The sequence below is a fragment of the Pseudomonas sp. LBUM1660 genome, assembly GCF_059695935.1.
Genome location: NZ_CP166795.1, coordinates 5852565 through 5870729, shown reverse-complemented (window position 1 = coordinate 5870729; position 18165 = coordinate 5852565). Strand labels below are relative to the sequence as shown.

The 18165-nt window shown below is 60.0% G+C and carries 13 protein-coding genes; 3 read left to right on the top strand and 10 right to left on the bottom strand.

The features are described from left to right. Positions 1-106: 106 nt before the first annotated feature. The 5 genes from ACA068_RS27295 to betI all read right to left on the bottom strand — a co-directional run bounded on the left by ACA068_RS27295 (position 107) and on the right by betI (position 7232). A complete protein-coding gene (locus ACA068_RS27295) occupies positions 107-1444 on the bottom strand; it encodes a TldD/PmbA family protein (protein WP_497306042.1) in 1338 nt (445 codons plus the stop codon). After that, the gene (locus ACA068_RS27290; protein ID WP_497306041.1) at positions 1444-2886 is read right to left on the bottom strand and encodes a TldD/PmbA family protein; all 1443 of its coding nucleotides are present in this window, start codon (positions 2884-2886) and stop codon (positions 1444-1446) included. Before ACA068_RS27290 ends, ACA068_RS27295 begins: the two co-directional genes overlap by 1 nt. 285 nt (positions 2887-3171) lie before the next feature. Continuing rightward, entirely contained in the window at positions 3172-4875 is a 1704-nt protein-coding gene (gene betA / locus ACA068_RS27285; protein WP_497306040.1) for a choline dehydrogenase, read from the bottom strand. A 180-nt stretch (positions 4876-5055) separates the two neighbouring features. Then, positions 5056-6528: a betaine-aldehyde dehydrogenase gene (betB, locus tag ACA068_RS27280; RefSeq protein ID WP_497306038.1), complete on the bottom strand. Its 1473-nt coding sequence runs from the start codon at positions 6526-6528 to the stop codon at positions 5056-5058. 110 nt (positions 6529-6638) lie between these two features. Continuing rightward, positions 6639-7232 carry a transcriptional regulator BetI gene (betI, locus tag ACA068_RS27275; protein WP_010466984.1) on the bottom strand — a complete coding sequence of 198 codons (594 nt, stop codon included), beginning with the start codon at positions 7230-7232 and terminating at the stop codon, positions 6639-6641. Between the two features lie 379 nt (positions 7233-7611). Between betI and ACA068_RS27270 the strand changes: the two genes are divergently transcribed. Further along, entirely contained in the window at positions 7612-9561 is a 1950-nt protein-coding gene (locus ACA068_RS27270) for a BCCT family transporter (RefSeq protein WP_497310673.1), read from the top strand. A 198-nt stretch (positions 9562-9759) separates the two neighbouring features. On the opposite strand, the gene choV is transcribed toward ACA068_RS27270, so the two are convergent. The 3 genes from choV to ACA068_RS27255 all read right to left on the bottom strand — a co-directional run bounded on the left by choV (position 9760) and on the right by ACA068_RS27255 (position 12794). After that, a complete protein-coding gene (choV, locus tag ACA068_RS27265) occupies positions 9760-10938 on the bottom strand; it encodes a choline ABC transporter ATP-binding protein (protein WP_010466986.1) in 1179 nt (392 codons plus the stop codon). Continuing rightward, positions 10935-11780 (bottom strand): choline ABC transporter permease subunit, encoded by an 846-nt coding sequence (gene choW, locus ACA068_RS27260; protein WP_497306036.1) that lies wholly within the window; start codon positions 11778-11780, stop codon positions 10935-10937. The genes choV and choW overlap by 4 nt, the downstream gene beginning before the upstream one ends. A gap of 66 nt (positions 11781-11846) precedes the next feature. Further along, on the bottom strand, positions 11847-12794 hold the full coding sequence (locus ACA068_RS27255) for a choline ABC transporter substrate-binding protein (protein WP_497306035.1): 948 nt from the start codon (positions 12792-12794) through the stop codon (positions 11847-11849). Positions 12795-13229: 435 nt separating this feature from the next. On the opposite strand from ACA068_RS27255, the gene ACA068_RS27250 reads away from it, so the two are divergent. Then, on the top strand, positions 13230-14606 hold the full coding sequence (locus ACA068_RS27250) for an L-serine ammonia-lyase (protein WP_497306033.1): 1377 nt from the start codon (positions 13230-13232) through the stop codon (positions 14604-14606). A gap of 538 nt (positions 14607-15144) precedes the next feature. Beyond that, on the top strand, positions 15145-16248 hold the full coding sequence (gene gbdR, locus ACA068_RS27245) for a choline metabolism transcriptional regulator GbdR (RefSeq protein WP_201198415.1): 1104 nt from the start codon (positions 15145-15147) through the stop codon (positions 16246-16248). 115 nt (positions 16249-16363) lie between these two features. On the opposite strand, the gene ACA068_RS27240 is transcribed toward gbdR, so the two are convergent. Further along, positions 16364-16627 carry a hypothetical protein gene (locus ACA068_RS27240; protein ID WP_109635469.1) on the bottom strand — a complete coding sequence of 88 codons (264 nt, stop codon included), beginning with the start codon at positions 16625-16627 and terminating at the stop codon, positions 16364-16366. A 373-nt stretch (positions 16628-17000) separates the two neighbouring features. Continuing rightward, complete coding sequence (locus ACA068_RS27235) at positions 17001-18164, bottom strand: gamma-butyrobetaine dioxygenase (protein WP_497306031.1); 1164 nt, start codon at positions 18162-18164, stop codon at positions 17001-17003. Position 18165: the final 1 nt, after the last annotated feature.

Below are 18165 nucleotides of genomic sequence, written 5' to 3'. Positions count from 1 at the left end.
CAGTCGTAATCCTGAGAATGCGGTTTAACGGGTAAACCGCATGTACCGGTTTGGGGCCGCTTCGCGACCCAGCGGGAGCAAGCTCCCTCGCCACAGGGCTATGTGTTTACAGGGTCAGCGTCAGTCGTCTGATCAGCGCGCCGGGCAACAACGCCGAGGCCGTGGCCCGCTGGCTGTAGGTGCTGGCCGACAACATCAGCTCACGCTCCTCGGTCAACGCTTCCAGCTGCGATCCCAGCAAACTGTAGGCGCTGTCATCAAAGCGCATGGTGCTCACCGGCGCCTGAATCTCGCCGTTCTCGACCCAGAAGGTCGCAAACCGCGTCATGCCGGTCAGGCGTGCCGCCGGTTGGTCCGAGTAGTTCAGGTACCAGAGGTTGCTGATGTACAAGCCAGTGCCCAGTTGCTTGAGAATCTCTGCATCAGGCAGCGTACCGCCGGCCATGTTCACTGCACTCGGCATTTCGCCGCCGCTGGCGCCATTGGCGGTCAGGCCGTACTCGGCCGCACTGCGTGAACTGACCATCTGCGCGCCCGCCTTGCCTGCGACGATCAACCCAAGATCGCTGCGCGGATAACCTTCGCCGGAAAACGCCGGGCTCAACGAACCGCTGACCTTTTCATCCACCGACACCAACGGGCTGAACGCACTGTCGCCCGCGTAAAGTTTCTGCAGCGGGCTGTTTTTGCTCGCAATCGACTGCGCCGAGAAACCGCCCCAGCCCAGCATGTCCATGATTTCTCCCAAGGCTGCCGGCGCCAGATAGGCGCGGTATTGACCGGGCGCCAGGGTGTGTTGCGGTCTGCCGAGAAACGCCAACTGCTCGCGTGCCTGTGCAAAGCGCTTGGCAAACCCTTCGCTGTTCCAGTCGTGCCCGGCGTAACTGGCTTTCACCGCCTGGCCGTTTTCATGGACCAGACTGAAGTCGAAGTTGAAGCTGTTGGCCTGGTGCCAACCGAACGCACCCAAAGAACTGGCGAAACCACGGCTGATCGGGCCGGCGGCGTAGAAGCCGACCAGATCCAGCCCCTCGGCCGCCTGAGTGATTTCAGCGACCACTTGCTCGGTGTCCGGCAGCGGGTGATCTTGAACATTCTTGCTCTGCCAACCGTTGTGATTGAGCAGCAGGTAGGGATCCTGCGGAAGCAGCGGCAAGGTTTCGCGCAACTGTTGCAGACCTTCGGCCAGACGCTGAACGTCGACTTCCGCATCACCGGAAAGCGTAATGTTCAGGTCGGCATGCCGACCCTCGTTGATCAGTTTGAAACCGACACTCCCCTGCTGTACCTGACCAGCCTGACGAACCTTGGCGTGGTTGAAGCGCACGAAGGCCGAGGATTCGGCGGCGTAGCTGAGGGTGAATTGTTCCGGCTCGCGAATGGCATCGCGCAGCCAATTGACCAAGGCCTTGAACGCATCGGCCTGACTTTTTGAAGTACTCATCAGGCATCCCCCCCAAACACATCAACGTTGCTGAACACACAGGCCGGCGAGGCATGGCCGACGCGGATCACCTGGTTCGGTTCGCCCTTGCCGCAGTTTGGCGTGCCCAGGACCTTGACGGAGTTGGCATCGCCAACGGCGCTGAGGCTTTTCCAGAACTGCGCGGAAATCGCCCGGTAGTTCGGGTTCTTGACCACGCCTTTGAGTTCGCCGTTTTCGATCAGTTGGCCCCATTCACAGCCGAACTGGAATTTGTTGCGGGCATCGTCGATGGACCAGGACCGGTTGGTGCTCATCAAGATGCCGTGCTCGATGTTGCCGATCATCTGCTCCAGCGGTTGATCGCCGGCCTCGATGTTCAGGTTGGCCATGCGATCGATTGGCGGGCGGTTCCAGCTGCAGGCGCGGCTGTTGGCCACGCCATCCATGCCCGCGCGAAACTGCGACAGCGCGCCGCCCAATGGGCGCAGCAGCAAGCCTTCTTTAATCAGGAATTGTTTGCTCGCGGCAGTACCGTCGTCGTCATGGCCATAGCTGGCGAGTTGCTCGGGGATGTCCGGATCGAAGGTCACGTTGAGCAGTTTGGAGCCGTATTGCAGGCGGCCGAAGTCTTCTGCCTTGACGAAACTGGTACCGGCGTAATTGCGCTCGTCACCGAGGATGCGGTCCAGTTCCAGCGGGTGCCCGATGGACTCGTGGATCTGCAGCATCATCTGGTCCGGCATCAACAGCAGATCACGCGGGCCTTTCGGGGTGTTCGGCGCCAGCAGCAATTGCAGCGCCTGATCGGCGATTTTCGGACCGGCGCCGACCAGGCCGCAGCGGCTGATCACATCAAAACCACCCTGTTGACCGAAGTTCTCGCGGCCCAGGGTTCGGGTCTGGCTGTCGTTGCCGTCGTAGGCGGTGACTTCCAGGCTCGGGTAGACGAACCGCTGGGCCTGGCGCAGTTCGGCGCCAGCGTTGCTGAGGTAGATCTGTTCGACATTAGTGATGCCGATGCTCACTTCCCAGTTCACCAGTCGCTCATCCTTGGGCACGGCGGCGGATTCGGCGCCGAGCAGTTGGTAGCAATCGCTCAGGGACGGGAATGGCTGGTCCAGGTTCGGCGAAAAGTAGTCGGCGCGGTCGCTGGAGACGGTTTGCTCACGCAGGTCGAGCAGGGCGTGGGGCTTGAGTCGGCGGGCTTGTTGCTCGGCCTTCTCCAGTGCGGCTTGCAGACCTTGTTGCGACAGGTCGTTGGTCGCGGCGTAGGCTTCGACGCCGTTGACGCGCACGGTCAGCATCGCGCCTTCGTCACGGCTCAGGCTGGGAGGTTCAGCGACGTTCTTGCGCACCGATAGGTACTGGCCGGACTCGCGCACATAACGCAGCGAAAAGAATTCAGCGCCCGTGCGCAAGGCAGCGAAGCGCTGCTTGAGCTGGGGGTGGAAATCGAACATTCGGGAACCTCCTTGGTCTGGAGTGGCGGTGTATCGATGTTGCGAGGGGGGTGAAACGTTTGCGTGGCGCTAGATTAGGCCTGCGCGGGGGGTAGGATCAAGGGCGGAGCGATGTAGGAAGGGATTACCAAGGTGTGTCAGATGGGGATGTGTTGTTTGGTAGGGCCTCTTCGCGAGCAAGCCCGCTCCCACACTGGATCTTCAGTGAACACAAAATTCGTGCACACCCGAGATCCAATGTGGGAGCGGGCTTGCTCGCGAAGGCAGCACCGCGGTGTAACGGTCTTACTGAGCAGTAGCGCTCACTTCCCGCAGCGGCTTACCACGCACCGGCGCATCGCCGGCCACGAAGTAATCAGCCTTGCTGCGCGGCAATGGCTGGCGACCACGGATCTTGTCGGCGATTTTCTCGGCGATCATGATCGTCGGCGCGTTCAGGTTGCCGGTGGTGATGATCGGCATGATCGAGGCATCGACCACACGCAGGCTCTGCATGCCGTGCACACGACCTTCAGCGTCAACCACGGCCATTTCGTCGGTGCCCATCTTGCACGAGCAGGATGGGTGGAATGCAGTTTCGGCGTGTTCGCGGATGAACTTGTCGAGCTGCTCATCGGTTTGCACGTCGATGCCCGGGCTGATTTCGCGGCCACGGAACGCGTCCAGTGCAGGCTGTTGCATGATTTCACGGGTCAGGCGGATGCCATCGCGAAATTCCTGCCAGTCCTGCTCGGTGGCCATGTAGTTGAACAGGATGCTCGGGTACTCGCGCGGATCCTTGGACTTGGCCTGGATGCGACCGCGGCTTGGCGAACGCATGGAACCCATGTGCGCCTGGAAACCGTGCTCTTTCACACCGTTGCTGCCGTTGTAGTTAATGGCAACTGGCAGGAAGTGGTACTGGATGTTCGGCCAATCGAACTCTTCGCGGGTACGGATGAAACCGCCGGCTTCGAACTGGTTGCTGGCGCCGATGCCGGTGCCGTTGAACAGCCACTCGGCACCGATGGCCGGCTGGTTGTACCAGAGCAGCGACGGGTACAGCGAGACCGGTTGGGTGCAGGCGTATTGCAGGTACAACTCGAGGTGATCCTGCAGGTTTTCGCCGACACCTGGCAGGTCATGGACCACCGGGATGTCGAGCTTGTTCAGCAGTTCGGCCGGGCCGACGCCGGAGCGTTGCAGGATCTGCGGCGACGCGATGGCGCCGGAGCACAGCAGCACTTCCTTGCGGGCGCGGGCTTCAACGCGCTCTTCAGCGGCGCCGATCAGGTAACGCACGCCAACCGCACGCTTGCCTTCAAACAGGATCTTGTCGGTCAGGGCGTGGGTGACGATGGTCAGGGTCGAGCGCTTCTTGGCGATGTCCAGGTAACCGCGAGCGGTGCTGGCGCGACGGCCGTTCGGCGTCACGGTGCGGTCCATCGGGCCGAAGCCTTCTTGCTGGTAACCGTTCAAGTCTTCGGTGCGCGGATAGCCGGCTTGCACGCCTGCTTCAACCATCGCGTGGAACAGCGGGTTGTTGCCGGCTTTCGGCGTGGTCACGCTGACCGGACCGTCGCCACCGTGGTAGTCGTTCGGGCCGATGTCGCGGGTTTCAGCCTTGCGGAAATACGGCAGGCAGTTCAAGTAGTCCCAGTCTTCCAGGCCTGGCAGTTTGGCCCAGTTGTCGTAGTCCATCGCGTTGCCGCGGATGTAGCACATGCCGTTGATCAGCGAAGAACCACCCAGGCCCTTGCCGCGACCGCATTCCATCCGGCGACCGTCCATGTGTGGCTCTGGATCGGTTTCGTAGCCCCAGTTGTAGCGACGACCTTGCAGCGGGAACGCCAAAGCGGCCGGCATTTGCGTGCGGAAGTCTAAACGGTAGTCCGGGCCGCCGGCTTCGAGCAGCAGGACGGTGACGCCTTCGTCTTCAGTCAGACGGGTCGCCAGGGTGTTACCGGCCGAGCCGGCACCGATGATGATGTAATCGAATTCTTGGGACATTGAATGCACCCTCTTTGAAGTTGGTCAGGTCACGGCCATGGCGAGTGCTGCGCACTCGATTCGCGGGCAAGCCTCGCTCCTACAGGTTTTGCGTCGTGCAGAAAACCTGCGGCAAACCCCGATCCCGTAGGAGCGAGGCTTGCCCGCGAAGACGGCCTGGCAGGCGAAGCAGATGCCTGCTTAGAAAACCGAGGCGTAATCGCCCAGTTCGACCTGTACCGATTTGATGCGTGTGAAGTTGTTCAGCGAGCTGATGCCGTTCTCACGGCCCACGCCCGACTGCTTGTAGCCACCGACCGGCATCTTCGCGTCGGACTCGCCCCAGGCGTTGATCCAGCAGATACCGGCTTCCAGTTGATGAATCACGCGGTGAGCGCGGTTCAGGTCTTTGGTGACGACGCCAGCGGCCAGGCCGAAGTCGGTGTCGTTGGCACGACGGATCACTTCTTCTTCGGTTTCGTAGGTCAGGATCGCCATGACCGGGCCGAAGATTTCTTCGCGAACGATGGTCATCTCGTCGGTGCAGTCGGTGAACACGGTCGGTGCCACGAACGCGCCTTTGGCGAACTCGCCCTCGGTCAGACGGTTGCCGCCGCACAGCACGCGAGCTCCTTCTTCCTTACCTTTGGCGATGTAGCCGAGCACACTTTCCATGTGGGCGAAGCTGACCAGCGGGCCGAAGTTGGTGTTTTCGTCTTCCGGGTTGCCGATGCGGATGCGTGCAACGCGCTCAGCGATTTTGGCTTCGAAAGCAGCTTTCAGGTGAGTCGGTACGAACACGCGAGTGCCGTTGGTGCAGACCTGACCGGAGCTGTAGAAGTTGGCCATCATCGCGGTGTCGGCGGCGCGATCGAGGTCGGCGTCGTCGAAGATGATCAGCGGGGATTTGCCGCCCAGTTCCATGGTCACGTCTTTGAGCGACGAAGCGGAAGCGCTGGCCATGACCTTCTTGCCGGTGTCGGTGCCGCCGGTGAAGGAGATTTTTTCGATGCGTGGGTGCTCGGTCAGCCAGGTGCCGACTTCACGGCCACTGCCGGTCAGGACGTTGAACACGCCGGCTGGCAAGCCTGCTTCGGTGTAGATCTCGGCCAGTTTCAGCGTGGTCAGGGAAGTGACTTCGCTTGGCTTGAAGATCATCGCGTTACCGGCCGCAAGGGCAGGTGCGGATTTCCACAAGGCGATCTGGATCGGGTAGTTCCACGCGCCGATACCGGCGACGACGCCCAGCGGCTCGCGACGGGTGTAGACGAACGACGTGGTACGCAGCGGGATCTGCTCGCCTTCGATGGCAGGCACCAGGCCTGCGTAGTATTCCAGCACGTCAGCACCGGTGACGATGTCGACGTACTTGGTTTCGGAGAACGACTTGCCGGTGTCCAGGGTTTCCAGCGCGGCCAGCTCATCGTTGCGCTCGCGCAGGATGTCGACGGCACGGCGCAGGATGCGCGAACGCTCCATGGCAGTCATCGCGGCCCAGATTTTCTGGCCCTTTTCGGCGCTGACCACTGCGCGCTCGACGTCTTCCTTGGTCGCACGTTGTACTTTTGCGAGGACTTCACCGTTAGCCGGGTTGATGGCTTCGAAAGTGGCGTCGCTGCTGGCGTCGGAGTAACCGCCATCGATGTAAAGTTTTTGCAGTTCGAAACGGGCCATAGTGTCCTCGCAAGTGCATAAGTGGTTGGCGTAGGCCACTGGAGTGATGCCATATGGTTGTGGCAACACCGATCAGCAGCAGTTCAGGGGCTGAGCGTTTTATGTGTGCTCTAACTCACCTGCTTGGCCAATTGGAAATCCATGTATTCGTAAGCGATCCGGTGCGCCTGCTCAGTGTCGAAAGCATCTCCCGACAGCGCGCCGCGCAACCACAAACCGTCAATGAGGGCTGCCAGGCCCCGGGCGGCACTGCGCGCGTCATCGAGCGGCAATACACGGCGGAACTGGCAGCACAGGTTGGAATACAGGCGGTGATCGTTGATCCGCTGCAACCTGTGCAAAGACGGGTGGTGCATGCTGGTGGCCCAGAAGGCCAGCCAGGTTTTCATTGCCGGGCCATTGACCTGGCTGGCGTCGAAGTTGCCTTCGATGATCACCTGGAGGTGCGCCCGCGGGCTGCTGTCCTCCAGCGCCTGACGGCGCGCGGTGACGTTCTCGCTGAGGACACTCATCAGGTACTGCGCCGTGGCAGCGATCAGGCCGTTCTTGTCCTGAAAATAGTGACTGATGATGCCATTCGAGACACCGGCCAAACGGGCGATCAGCGCAATGCTGGCGTCCCCCATTCCGACCTGATCAACCGCCTGCAATGTGGCTTCGATCAACTGCTGGCGGCGGATGGGTTGCATACCGACCTTGGGCATCTTGCACATCTCCTTAGGCCTTCCGGTGGTCGTCAAACGTCCATCGGATTGAAGGCCAGTCTATTTTGTTTTGATTGAACGTTCAATCAACAAAGAATAAGATCTGCGACAAATCGTCGCTGCCTACAGGTTTTTCCTACGCGTAGTTGGCGGAAAAACGACATCCGAAATCGCTCGAAACCCACGCGCACTGGCGCTCCAGGGCTTCGGGCTTTTTTCGGGGTGTCTTTATATCACCCGTCGGTCGGCTGCCAACTAACCGATTAGTCGGGTATCGCGTTGCCTTGTGTTCTTCTCTCGCACTGCCTGGAGCATCTGTGCCATGAGTTCTGCCTCTCTTATAAAGACCCCACCCGAGAAGGTGACGGTCAACGGTTGGGTGTTCTACACCTCTACCGCGTTGATTCTGTTGTTGACCGCCATTCTGATCATCGCCCCGCAAGAGGCTGGCAGATTGCTCGGCATCGCCCAAGCCTGGTTGTCCCGCAGCTTCGGCTGGTACTACATGGTGGTGATTGCCGCCTACCTGGTATTTGTCGTGGGCCTGGCGTTTTCGTCCTACGGCAAGCTCAAGCTGGGCAGCAAGGACGACACCCCGGACTTCAGCTACGGCGCTTGGGCGGGGATGCTGTTCTCGTCGGGTATCGGCATCTCGTTGCTGTACTTCGGCGCGTCCGAGCCGCTGGACCACTACTTCAATCCGCCGGAAGGCGTGGCCGCCAGCAACATGGCCGCGCGTCAGGCTGTGCAACTGACATTCCTGCATTGGGGCCTGCATGGCTGGGCGATTTACGCCTTGGTCGGCCTGGCCGTGGCTTACTTTGCCTACCGTCATAACCAGCCACTGGCGTTGCGTTCGGCGCTGTATCCGCTGGTCGGCGAGCGTTGGGTCAAAGGTGCGGCAGGTCATGCGGTGGACGGCTTCGGCATGTTCGTGACCCTGCTGGGGCTGGTGACGAACCTGGGGATTGGTTCGCTGCAAGTGTCGTCCGGGCTGGAAAACCTGTTCGGCATGGAACACAACAACACCAACCTGCTGATCGTAATCATCGTGATGAGCACCGTGGCGACCATCGCTGCCGTGTCCGGCGTGGAAAACGGTATTCGTCGTCTGTCCAACCTGAACATCGTGCTGTTCAGCGGGCTGCTGATTTTCGTGCTGCTGTTCGGCCCGACTTTGCACTTGCTTAACGGCTTCGTGCAGAACATCGGTGACTACCTGAACGGCATCGTGCTGAAAACCTTCGACCTTTATGTGTACGAAGGCAGCACCGAGAAGACCGAACGCTGGATGGGCCTGTGGACCCTGTTCTACTGGGCCTGGTGGATTTCCTGGGCGCCATTCGTGGGCATGTTCATTGCGCGTATTTCCCGTGGTCGCACGGTGCGTGAACTGGTGGCCGGTGTGCTGCTGATTCCGCTGGGTTTCACTCTGGCGTGGTTGTCGATCTTCGGTAACTCGGCCCTGGACCTGGTGATGAACCATGGGGCGGTGGAGCTCGGGAAGACGGCGCTCGAACAGCCGTCGATGGCGATCTACCAATTGCTTGAGCATTACCCGGCATCGAAGATTGTGATCGGTGTGTCGATCTTCGTCGGTTTCGTGCTGTTCCTGACCCCGGCGGATTCCGGTGCGGTGATGATGGCCAACCTTTCGTGCAAGGGCGGCAACGTCGACGAAGACGCCCCGAACTGGCTGCGGATCTTCTGGTCGGCGGTGATCACGCTGGTGACCGTCGGCCTGCTGTTCGCCGGTAACTTCGAAGCCATGCAAACCATGGTGGTGCTGGCCGGTCTGCCGTTCTCGGTGGTGCTGGTGTTCTTCATGTTCGGCTTGCACAAGGCGATGCGCCAGGACGTGCAGATCGAACAGGAACAAGCCGAGTTGGCGGCGCGTGGCCGTCGTGGCTTCAGCGAGCGTTTGACGCAGCTGGATTTGCAGCCGAATCAGTCGATCGTTCAGCGTTTCATGGACAAGCAAGTCAGCCCGGCGCTGGAAGATGCGGCCGTGCAATTGCGTGCCCAGGGTCTGGACGTGCAAACGTTGCTGGGCAAGTCCAAGCGTTGCATGGGCGTGCGCATCGAGATGGAAGAGGGCAACCCTTTTGTCTACGAAGTGAGCCTGGATGGCTATCTGGCGGCGGCGAGCGACACGGTCTCGGCTGAAAGCGCTGACGAACCGCGTGCACGCTATTACCGCGCCGAGGTTTACCTGCACAACGGCAGCCAGGATTACGACTTGATGGGCTTCACTCAGGATCAGATCACCCGTGACGTGCTCGATCAGTTTGAAAGCCATCGGCAGCTCCTTGGCCGGGTCTATAGCTGAGTTTCGATAGGGCGCTGTGTTTCTGTCTGAAGCACCGCGTCGGCTTCATCGCCAGCAGGCTGGCTCCCACAAGAGAATGCATTCCAATGTGGGAGCCAGCCTGCTGGCGATGGGGTTTTCAACTTCAATACTGCATCACCCGATATCCCATAAACAAAAACGCCGCGATCCTCTCGCGGCGTTTTTGTGCCTGCTGCCTTAGCCCAGGTTCTTGCCGAGCAGTGCGTGATACAGCTCGCTGTCGCCCAGAATCCCGACCACCTTGTTGTTGTCGTGCAGCACCAGCTTGTTGCCGGTCTGATAACGAATCTGCAGCGCATCGCGCATGCCGATGTTCGAGTCCACCAGCGTTGGCCGACGACCCAGGCCTTCGACCGCCTGCCCTGGAATCCAGTTCTGCAGGTCCAGGCTTGCACCGTTCTGGCGGGCGCCTTTGATGGTGTTGCCTTCGGCCAGGTCCAGCCACGAATCGCCGCCCGGATCGAGGCACACCGAACCGTTGATGCGTTTGCAGTTGTCCAGGGTGCGCATCAGGCTGCGACCGCACAGCACGTTCAGCGGATTGGTGTGCGCGACGAAGGTCCGCACGTAGTCGTCCGCCGGGTTGAGCACGATCTCTTCCGGCACGCTGTACTGGATGATCCGGCCGTCTTTCATGATTGCGATACGGCTGCCCAGCTTCAGGGCTTCATCGAGGTCGTGGCTCACGAACACAATGGTTTTGCTCAGCTTGCTTTGCAGTTCCAGCAATTCGTCCTGCAGGCCTTGGCGGATCAGCGGGTCGAGCGCCGAGAACGGTTCGTCCATCAGCAGAATGTCGGCATCCATCGCCAGCGCACGGGCCAGGCCCACGCGTTGCTGCATACCGCCGGAGAGTTCGTCAGGCTTCTTGTTGCGCCACTGGGTCAGGCCTACCAGCTCAAGCTTGTCGTCCACCAGTTTGCGCCGTTCTTTCTCCGGGCGACCCTGCATTTCCAGACCGAAACTGATGTTCTCGCGCACCGTCAGCCACGGCATCAGGGCGAACTTCTGGAACACCATCGCGATGCGCTTGGTGCGCATCATTTTCAGTTCTGCAGGGGTGCAGGAAGCGATATCGATCTGCTTGCCTTCGTGCTCGACGAACAACTTGCCACGGCTCACGGTGTTGAGGCCGTTGATGCAGCGCAGCAGGCTGGATTTGCCGGAGCCGGACAGACCCATCAGCACGCAGATTTCGCCTTTTTCCACGTCCAGGCTGGCTTTTTCAACGCCGACGATCTGCCCGGTTTTTTTCAGAATCTGGTCGCGGGTCATGCCTTGGTCGAGGAGCTTGAGCGCCTCACGTGGATCTTTGGAGAAGATTACGTCGACGTCTTCGAAGCGAATAATGCTCATGCGTCACCCCCTACTTTAGCGTCGGGTTGTTTGCAGATACGGTCGAGCATGATCGCCAGCAGCACGATAGCCAACCCGGCTTCGAAACCCAGGGCTATATCGGCGGTGTTCAGTGCGTTGACCACAGGTTTGCCCAAGCCGTCGGCGCCCACCAGAGCCGCAATCACCACCATCGACAACGACAGCATGATGCACTGGGTGATACCGGCCGCGATGCTTGGCATGGCGTAAGGCAGTTCGATGCGTGCGAGTAACTGGCGGCGCGAGCAGCCGAAGGCTTTGCCGGCGTCCATCAGTTCTGCGGGAACATCGCGGATACCCAGGTAGGTCAGGCGGATAGGCGCGGCAATCGCGAACACCACCGTCGAGATCAGACCTGGGACCACACCCAGCCCGAAGAGGGTCAGGGTAGGAATGAGGTACACAAACGTCGGCACGGTCTGCATCAGATCGAGCACCGGCCGCATCAGTGTGTAGAACATCGGTTTGTGCGCCGCGATGATACCCAACGGTACGCCGATGACCACGCAGACCAGGGTCGCGAAGAGCACCTGGGCGAGGGTTTCCATGGTTTCCTGCCAGTACCCCAGATTGAGGATCAGCAGAAAGGAGGCAATGACGAAAACGGTCAGCCCCCACTTTCGTTGAATGAAGTGAGCCAGTAGCGCGATGAGGCCGATCAATGCCAGCGGGTTGAACCAGGTCAGCGCAAAAGTCACACCGTGGATCATCGTTTCCAGTGACACGGCGATGGCGTCGAAGGTGTTGGCGCCGTGTTGCGTCAACCATTCAACGAAGCCCGCTATGTACTGGCCTAGAGGTAATTTCTGATCAATCAGCATGGTAGTGAACGTCCGCATGCAAGGAAATAAACAGCCCGGACGACCGAAGTCGTCCGGCGTAAGCGATTACTGCGCGAGCTTGGCTTTCACGGCCTCCAGGCCTGGTTTACCGTCAATGGTGGTCACGCCAGCGAGCCAGGTATCGAGGACCTGTGGATTCTTTTTCAGCCAGGCCTTGGCGGCCGCGTCAGGCTTCATTTTGTCGTCCAGGACGTTGCCCATCAGTGTGCTTTCCATGTCGAGGGTAAACGCGAGGTTTTTCAGCAACTGACCGACGTTGCTGCATTCCTGCGCGTAGCCCTTGCGGGTGTTGGTGAAGATGGTCGCCTGACCGAAGTTCGGGCCGAAGAAGTCGTCGCCGCCAGTCAGGTACTTCATCTTGAAACGGGTGTTCATCGGGTGCGGTTCCCAGCCCAGGAACACCACGGCGGTGTTGCGGCGCTGGGCGCGATCGACTTGCGAGAGCATGCCTGCCTCGCTGGACTCGACCACCTTGAAGCCGGCGTCTTTCAGGCCGAAGGCGTTCTTGTCGATCATGCTCTGGATCAGGCGGTTACCGTCGTTGCCTGGTTCGATGCCATAGATCTTGCCGTCGAGTTCTTTCTTGAATTTGGCGATGTCGGCGAAATCTTTCAGACCCTTGTTATACAACTCTTCGGGCACGGCGAGTGTGTATTTTGCGTTTTCCAGGTTGGCCCGCAGGGTCTCCACGGTGCCGGCATCACGGTAAGCCTTGATGTCGTTTTCCATGGTCGGCATCCAGTTCCCCAGGAACACGTCCATGTTCTTTCCGTCGGCCAGGGACTTGTAGGTCACCGGAACGGAAATCATCGTGGTTTTGGTCTTGTAGCCCAGGGCATCGAGAACGACGCTGGTGGTGGCGGTGGTGACGGTAATGTCAGTCCAGCCGACATCGGAGAAGTTTACGGTGCTGCACTGAGCGGGTTCTGCAGCTTGAGCCAGTAACGGCAGACTCAGCATGGCGGCCAACAACAACGACGGGGAACCTTTCATGGGTGGACTCCTTGGTGTTTTTTTTGGCAGTGTTCCGACTGGACCACCGCACTTATAGGTTGCGGTTGGATGGCGTTTTGGAGACAGCTCTACCAAGGCGCCTTGCAATCGAGTCGATACGATCATGTACCAGTGAAAATCTGACGCCTACAGGGTGCGTCGTAACCAGTACAGGGATGGTCGCATCCAGTGTTGGTGAGGTCGTTTACAGCTATTTTCAGCCCTTTCTGCTCCTTTGAACCGTAAAAAAACCGTGAAAACGTAGCGCTGACGGCTCGCGGCGTTAGTGGGCATGAGTGCGTCGGTGTGAGACGTCGAACGACACGGCAAAAGCCTGATGATGCGGCCATCTCGGCGGATTGCAGCTTGAGCGTAGCAGCTCCGTCACTGGGCGCTTTTGCGTCTGGAGTTGGCACATCCAGGAGTTCGGCAGTAATGGCTATCAGTGTTTTCGACCTGTTCAAAATCGGCATCGGCCCTTCCAGTTCGCACACCGTGGGACCTATGCGGGCCGCCGCGCTGTTCGTGCGGGGTTTGCGTGAGCAGGGCCTTTTGGAACAAGTGCGGCGCGTTGAAGTTCAGCTTTATGGCTCACTATCGGCCACCGGCATCGGTCACGGCAGCGACAACGCCGTGATCATGGGCCTGATGGGCGAGTGGCCGGACGCGATCGATCCGTCGCAAATCGGCATTCGCATCGAAACCCTGCGCGAGACCCACACGCTGTTGCTCGACGGTCGCCTGTCGGTGCCGTTTATCTGGGCCCGCGACATGCGCCTGATCGACGAAAACCTGCCGTTTCACCCCAACGCCATGACCCTGGTCGCCGAAGGCGATGACGGCGAGCTGCATCGCGACACCTACTATTCCATCGGCGGTGGTTTTGTCGTGGATGAAGCACAGGCTTCCAGCGGCGTGGTCGATCTGGATCGCACCGTGTTGCCATACGATTTCTCCAGCGCTGTCGAACTGCTCAGCCTGTGCCAGAAGCACAACCTGCGCGTCGCCGAATTGATGATGGCTAACGAGAAGGTCTGGCGCAGCGAGGAAGAGATTCGCAGCGGCCTGATGAAGCTCTGGCGCGCCATGCAGGATTGCGTCGATCAGGGTCTGAAACACGAAGGCATCCTGCCCGGCGGACTGAATGTGCGCCGTCGTGCGGCCAAGTTGCATCGCAGCCTGCAAGAGCTGGGCAAACCCAACGTCATCGGCTCGACCTTGAGCGCCATGGAATGGGTCAATCTGTTCGCCCTGGCGGTCAACGAAGAGAACGCCGCCGGTGGGCGCATGGTCACGGCACCGACCAACGGAGCGGCGGGGATCATTCCGGCGGTGTTGCACTACTTTATGAAGTTCAGCGAGGCGGTGACGGACGCCAACGTGGTCGACTACTTCCTCAGTGCGGCAGCGGTCGGGATTCTGTGCAAGAAGAACGCTTCGATTTCCGGTGCCGAAGTTGGTTGCCAGGGCGAAGTCGGTTCGGCCTGCGCCATGGCGGCGGCTGGCTTGGCGGAGATCCTGGGTGCCACGCCGGAGCAGCTGTGCAACGCAGCGGAAATCGGCCTGGAACACAACCTGGGCCTGACCTGTGACCCGGTGGGCGGGCTGGTTCAAGTGCCGTGCATCGAGCGCAATGCGATTGCTGCGGTGAAAGCCATCAACGCGGCGCAGATGGCGCTGCGCGGGGATGGTCAGCACTTTATCTCGCTGGATCGGGTGATCCGCACCATGCGTGATACCGGCGCGGACATGCATGACAAATATAAAGAGACCTCGCGGGGCGGGTTAGCGGTAAGTGCCGTCGAGTGCTGAGACCGAGGTGCCTGCTTCGCGGGCAAGCCTCGCTCCTACAGAATTGAAGTCGATCACGAAGTATTTGCAGCCTCGCCCTTGTAGGAGCGAGGCTTGCCCGCGAAGGCGTCAGACCAGTCAAAACTGCGCGCTAAGTGAACACATAATCCCAAGCGCGCCACCTTTTAGCGCGTCGCTTACAGATAAGCGACTTCCCCCGGATCAGGGATCCAACCTGGCCATTACCGCCTGTCACCTGTGCTTGCGGTGACACTCTCCAACAAGTCGCCGTAGCCCTGTTCCCACAAGTGCTACCGATTTGCTCAAGCCCAACGGGGCAGAGCGCCTCCCTCAGTAAATGGCACTTATAACCCCTACTCGCGGCACGGCTTATATAGACACGCCGCGACGTCGTTTTCAGGAGTTATTGAATGACCATTCAACTTTAGGCATGGCAATTGCTCTGTCATTACAAAGCCCGTCTCCCACGCGAGAACGATGGCAATAACAAGAGCCTCCGCCTGAGGCCATCACCCGCTTTGTGTGAGGAGATACCGCGATGACGACGTTCAACTCCGGGGCTCAACCCCAGAACCGTGCGCCTCAATCCATCGGCTTTCTGCTGCTGGACAATTTCACGCTTATTTCTCTGGCCTCCGCAGTAGAACCCCTGCGCATGGCCAACCAATTGTCCGGCCGCGAGCTGTATCGCTGGACCACGCTCACCGTCGACGGCGGTCAGGTCTGGGCCAGTGATGGTCTGCAGATCACCCCCGATTGCTCCATGCACAAAGCACCCGCCCTGGACACCATCATTGTCTGCGGCGGCATCGGTATCCAGCGCACCGTTACCCGCGAACACGTGTCGTGGCTGCAAAGCCAGGCGCGTCAGTCCCGCCGTCTCGGCGCGGTCTGCACCGGCAGCTGGGCCCTGGCCTGCGCCGGCCTGCTGGACGGTTTTGATTGCAGCGTGCACTGGGAGTGCCTGGCCTCGATGCAGGAAGCGTTCCCCCGCGTAGCCATGAGCACACGCTTGTTCACCCTCGACCGTAACCGTTTCACCAGCTCCGGCGGCACCGCGCCGCTGGACATGATGCTGCACCTGATCAGCCGCGATCATGGCCGTGAACTGTCGGCCGCGATCTCGGAGATGTTCGTCTACGAGCGCATCCGCAACGAGCAGGATCACCAGCGCGTGCCGCTCAAGCACATGCTTGGCACCAACCAGCCGAAGTTGCAGGAAATCGTCGCGCTGATGGAAGCCAACCTGGAAGAGCCGATCGACCTCGACGAACTGGCGGTGTACGTCGCTGTTTCCCGTCGTCAGCTGGAGCGCCTGTTCCAGAAATACCTGCACTGCTCGCCGTCGCGCTACTACCTCAAACTGCGCCTGATCCGTGCCCGGCAGTTGCTCAAGCAAACGCCGATGTCGATCATCGAAGTGGCGTCGGTCTGCGGCTTCGTGTCCACGCCGCACTTCTCCAAGTGCTACCGCGAATACTTCGGCATTCCACCGCGTGACGAACGCGTAGGCTCCAACACCACGCAACAGGTAGCGATGATGCCGCTTCCGCAGGCACTGGTGCTTTCGCCGCTGTCCGGGCCGTTGTCGGCGCTGAGTCAGGCGCGCAATGAGTCGACGTTCGCTAGCGTAAGGCTCTAGACCGAGGCGCCTTCATTCGCGGGCAAGCCTCGCTCCTACAGGTTTTTTATCGATCGCGATGTTTCGATACGACGCCAACCCTGTAGGAGCGAGGCTTGCCCGCGAAGGCGTCCGCTTAGGCGCTACGGCTTTGCTGATACTCCGCCAACGCAGGTAGCAATTGCTTGTCGATCGCTTGGCGCACAGCGGGCAGGATGGTCGCGCTGCTGGTGTACATCTGCTTGACCATAGTCCGCAGTTCCGTTGCCCGTTCGTTGTTCAAACCTCGTACCGCGCACTCGCAGGCCTGCTCGGCGTTAGCGCCAGGGGGCACGGCAAATCCCAATGCCTTGAGCTGGCCCAACAGGTCTTCCTGGTCAATCAAATCGGCGTACATCATGACGCAATCCTTCTTCAGGGAACGGTGTCGTGATTCGATTCTCATAGGGGCAAGGGGTGGCGGCAAGGATGATTTGTCGCAATGGCCGCATTACCTATGAACAGGTCGTTTTCGGCTAACTTGCGAGAGGGGAGAGTGGGCACACTGGATTCAGCTGGCTTCACGAAGGTTTGGTCACCCTCGCGCAACGGCTCCTCAACAGTACCCTCCTCAGCTCCGATCCTGTCACGGCTTTATCGGGGTTTTTTTTGCCTGTGAATCAGGAGGGCATTAGGTGTCTGGGCTGACGCATTCGCGGGCAAGCCTCGCTCCTACAGAGTTTTGCGTGATTCCTGTAGGAGCGAGGCTTGCCCGCGAAGAACGATGACGCGGTCTAGCGTTGCAGCACCAATATGCGCGACAACAACTCATCCCGATCGACATAGCACCCTTGAAAATGCCGGGCGCCGCTGGCGGGGTCGAAGGCGTTGCGGGCGTGGAGGGTACGGCGGTTGTCGAAGCACCACAGCTCGCCGGGATTGAGCCGCGCCATCACCCTAAACCGTGCTTCACGGGTCATCGCAATAAAGCGTCGATAAGCGCGGTACAGCTTGGGCATGTCTTCGATAGATGCATCAAAAGGCCCACGCAGAAAGTTCGCCATGCGGATCTCCGACACCTGCCCCAACGCATCCAGGGCGATGATCGGCGCCAGGCAGCGGTAGTCGCTATGGCGGTCCTTGTTGCGGAACTCCACGGGGATTTCACACAGGGATTTGAACGACTCGGGATCTTCCTCGCGCAACGCTTGGGCAATGGCAAAGCCGTCGACAAAAATACTCTCGCCACCGTCCGCTTCATTGACCAGGCAATGCAGAAATTGCAGCCCCGGTTGCAACTCTCGGGTCGGCAGGTCGCTGTGTAGCGGCAGGTTGAAAGCGGTGTAGGCGTTGCTGTCGGCATCGGCCTTGGATTGCACGTTGAACAGCACGCCGAAATTGCTCTCGCGAATGAAAGAAATCCGCTGGGCAATCAGCTTCAGCGAACCGGGTTCGGTGGGCACGCCGCGCACTTGAGTCAGGCCGATATCGCGTACCGCCAGCAGCCAGTGCAGCAAGGCGTCGTTGTCGTGCATCAGCGCCTGGTAGTCGAACACCGGCAACTGCAAATCGCTGTGCCAGAGCCTGGCTTTGGGTTTGCCGGCCCGGCGTTCGGCGCGGGATTCATCGTCATAAGCGTGAGCCCGCAGCCAGCCTGGATCGAAGCGGCTGAGGTGACCGTCCTGCCATTCAACGCTAAGGCAACCTTCGGCATCTACGTTTGCCTCTGTCGGTGTCAGGTCCTCTGCGACGTCGACAATTTCCAGTACTTGCTCGCGGGTCACGGTGTAGACGCACAGCGGGCAAGGGCAGTTGTCCCGCAGCCATTGATGATGAAAGGGACTGACCCGACCGTCGGCCCACTGCACTTGAATTCGATCCGCCAGGGTTTGCACGGCGGACAACGCGCTGATCAACGGGTAGGTACGGAAGTCGGCAAAAGCGGCGGCGGTGTTCAAT